General features: G+C 61.2%; 5 protein-coding genes. 4 read left to right on the forward strand and 1 reads right to left on the reverse strand.

What is annotated here, in order from left to right; translation table 11 throughout:
- Window positions 1–137 precede the first annotated feature (137 nt).
- Window positions 138–431: a hypothetical protein gene (locus AC07XP_RS32180; RefSeq protein ID WP_495266949.1), complete on the forward strand. Its 294-nt coding sequence runs from the start codon at window positions 138–140 to the stop codon at window positions 429–431.
- A gap of 4 nt (window positions 432–435) precedes the next feature.
- On the opposite strand, the gene AC07XP_RS32185 is transcribed toward AC07XP_RS32180, so the two are convergent.
- The gene (locus AC07XP_RS32185; RefSeq protein ID WP_492694509.1) at window positions 436–723 is read right to left on the reverse strand and encodes a helix-turn-helix domain-containing protein; all 288 of its coding nucleotides are present in this window, start codon (window positions 721–723) and stop codon (window positions 436–438) included.
- Between the two features lie 151 nt (window positions 724–874).
- Here AC07XP_RS32185 and AC07XP_RS32190 point away from each other — a divergent pair, with 151 nt between their 5' ends.
- The 3 genes from AC07XP_RS32190 to AC07XP_RS32200 all read left to right on the forward strand — a co-directional run bounded on the left by AC07XP_RS32190 (window position 875) and on the right by AC07XP_RS32200 (window position 2,563).
- Window positions 875–1,297: a DUF7684 family protein gene (locus AC07XP_RS32190; RefSeq protein ID WP_139701936.1), complete on the forward strand. Its 423-nt coding sequence runs from the start codon at window positions 875–877 to the stop codon at window positions 1,295–1,297.
- Between the two features lie 34 nt (window positions 1,298–1,331).
- Window positions 1,332–2,126: an ornithine carbamoyltransferase gene (locus AC07XP_RS32195; RefSeq protein ID WP_495266950.1), complete on the forward strand. Its 795-nt coding sequence runs from the start codon at window positions 1,332–1,334 to the stop codon at window positions 2,124–2,126.
- A 62-nt stretch (window positions 2,127–2,188) separates the two neighbouring features.
- Complete coding sequence (locus AC07XP_RS32200) at window positions 2,189–2,563, forward strand: tetratricopeptide repeat protein (protein WP_495266951.1); 375 nt, start codon at window positions 2,189–2,191, stop codon at window positions 2,561–2,563.
- Window positions 2,564–2,567 lie beyond the last annotated feature (4 nt).

The raw sequence follows: 2,567 nt of genomic DNA on the forward strand, positions 1-2,567 counted from the left end.
GGTCGTAGGGGCATCCCGGTTTTGCGCTGCGAAGGGGGTGGGGGTGCGTGGCTATACTGCCGCCCGTTGCGCCTGAGGAGGCGCGGCCGGGCTTGGTCTCCCGAAACACCTCTGCGCCCACCTCCCGGAGGCCACGCATGGCGCTCGCTGCCTCGTTACCCGAATCCTCGGCGACTCTCTGCGCCGAATCGCTCGCCCTTCAGGCCTGCGACGACCTCGACAGCTTTCACATGGTGCGCCGCGCGTATGCGTGCATCGAGAAACTCATCGTGCCGCAACACGTGAACGACACCGATGACGTGTACCCGACGCGCACCGAACTCGGCGCGCTCGTGCGGCTGGTCAACGAAGAACTGCAGCGGCGCATCGAAAGGGCGGAGACCACGCTGCAGTCGCTGCGTGCTGCCGTGGGCGATGCCCAGCGGGGCTGACGGCTCAGGCGGGGCGCTCGCCGTTTTCCGCCGGTGGTTGCTGTTGTCGCTGCTGTAGCGTCGTTGAGATGCCGTAGAGCGCCAGCATGCCGAGCACGTGCCCGATGGCAACGCCCGGCTCACCCGACTCAATTCGCGCGATCGTCTGGACGTGAACGCCCAAGCGCGCGGCAGCGACGGCCTGGCCCTCGCCAGCCGTTGTGCGCGCCAGCTTGGCAGCAGCACCGAACGCCTTGATCGCTTCGATCGCGTCGTCTCCGATGTCGGAAGAAATTCGTTTTCCTTGGGCCATGGGGTGATTGTCACTGCTTGCCGGGGAGGCGTCCGGGGCGGGTAGGTACGATCAGGCGGGAGCGGTTCTTGGCGACCACAGCCGGACGTTCGCGTCGGCGGGCAGGGCCTGTCGTTCAAGAAGAGCTCAAGTCCCTTATTGCTTAGATTTCATGCCAGAACTTCCGGTCTACTTCCATATGCAACCTGGCGCCACGCTGCCCAACATCGGGTACTTGGCCCCCTTTCGGGCTGTTGTGATCATCGAGGAGGAAGTCTCCATTGAGTGGCGCGACGATGTCAGCAACTGGTTGGTGAATTCCGGCTGCCTCTACATGATGGCGTGGGGGCTGGACTGCACTTTGTGGGACGACTCTGTCGACTGGGCGAACATAGGTCAATTCCCCTTCGAGGACATTCCAGAGGATCGATTCGTCGTGACGACATGGCATGACAGTGATCCACTGGATGAGGTTTTCTATTTCTGCAAACACACTGCTGCTCATCCGATAGTGGAGCTACCTCAAGCGATCTTGCTGCACATCGCCCGCAATGAGAGTGCAGGCCCGATGCTTAATGCGTATAGCCGCGCCTGATAGGGTGGGCGAGACCTCTGACGCATCCCCAGCCATGAACCTAGTCAGCCTGTCAGCACTTTCCCCCGAGGATGTTCGCGCGATCTGGCGCCTGGCGGCATTGCCCCCCGTGGATGTTCAAGGCGCCGCAGCCTGGTCATTCGAAGGAAACGGCATTCGCACGCGCACGACGTTCCTGAAGGCATTCCACGAACTGAACCTGTCCGTCATCGAGCTGCCGAATCTCCTGAAGACAAACGAACGCGTGTGCGATCTCGCGGGCTATCTCGACCCTTTCTATGACATCTACGTCATCCGGGAATCGAACCATGAGCGCCTCGCGGAGTTCGCTGCTTCGTCCCGCAGGCCCGTGGTCAATGCGATGTCAAACGCCGGCCATCCATGCGAAGTTCTTACGGACGCCTACTTCATCGAAACAACCATAGGCCCGATCCAGAAGGCGCGCATCTGCCTTTGGGGACCGCCGACCAACGTGTTTCGTTCGTGGCACGAGCTGGCCAGCGTGATGGGCTTTACGCTGGCTCATGTCTGCCATGAGAGCTTCCACGAGACCATCCCCAACGTCGCCTTTTCATCGGCTTCCCCAGAAGCAGCGGACGTGGTCATCACCGATGGCTGGCCTCGGGGCACAGAGCAGTTGAGCCGTCCGCTGTCCGTCGAAGATCTGACTCGGATGGGCAACCCCGTGCTGTTGCCGACGCCACCGTTCACTGTCGGTGGTGAACTTTCGGTGGACCCTCGTCGCTATCCGCACTTCGCCGGCTACGAGCAGAAGAAGCTCCTCTTGCCGGTGCAAAGAGCGGTGCTTCAATATCTGCTTGCAACCTGAGTCGACCGGGCTCGGTCAGTCGAGTGCTGAACGGAATAGAGTCGAAAAAACCTGAATAGCCTATGAGCGAGGACTTCATCTCCGTCAGTCGATCGCTTGTCGAGGACGCATGGAACAATCCCGACAAGTGGGAAGCCGACCTTGCCTCTGCGCAAGCGTTGCTCTCGAAGGCGCTCATTGAATCCCCCGACAATGTCCTTGCCCTGACGTGCTTGGGCGCCGTGCTTTCCGATCAAGGCAAGCACAAAGAGGCTGCATCCGCCCTGCAGCGTGCAGTCGAACTCGGCTCCACCGATCGGAACACGTTCTTCAACCTCGGCGTGGCAACGATGAACTTCGGCTCACGCGCGAAAGCCATGTCTGCATTCCGTGGGGCCGAAGGGCTCCAGGCTTCGCCGCTGTCGTGGCCGGCATACTTTGATGCGCAGGCCCATTGAGCGC

The organism is Variovorax sp. GW531-E2 (assembly GCF_059423125.1).

Excerpts from the sequence above, each read along its gene's own strand:
- AC07XP_RS32200 (WP_495266951.1), top strand. The coding sequence starts at position 2,189 with ATGAGCGAGGACTTCATCTCCGTCAGTCGATCGCTTGTCGAGGACGCA.
- AC07XP_RS32180 (WP_495266949.1), top strand. The coding sequence starts at position 138 with ATGGCGCTCGCTGCCTCGTTACCCGAATCCTCGGCGACTCTCTGCGCC.
- AC07XP_RS32185 (WP_492694509.1), bottom strand. The coding sequence starts at position 723 with ATGGCCCAAGGAAAACGAATTTCTTCCGACATCGGAGACGACGCGATC.
- AC07XP_RS32190 (WP_139701936.1), top strand. The coding sequence starts at position 875 with ATGCCAGAACTTCCGGTCTACTTCCATATGCAACCTGGCGCCACGCTG.
- AC07XP_RS32195 (WP_495266950.1), top strand. The coding sequence starts at position 1,332 with ATGAACCTAGTCAGCCTGTCAGCACTTTCCCCCGAGGATGTTCGCGCG.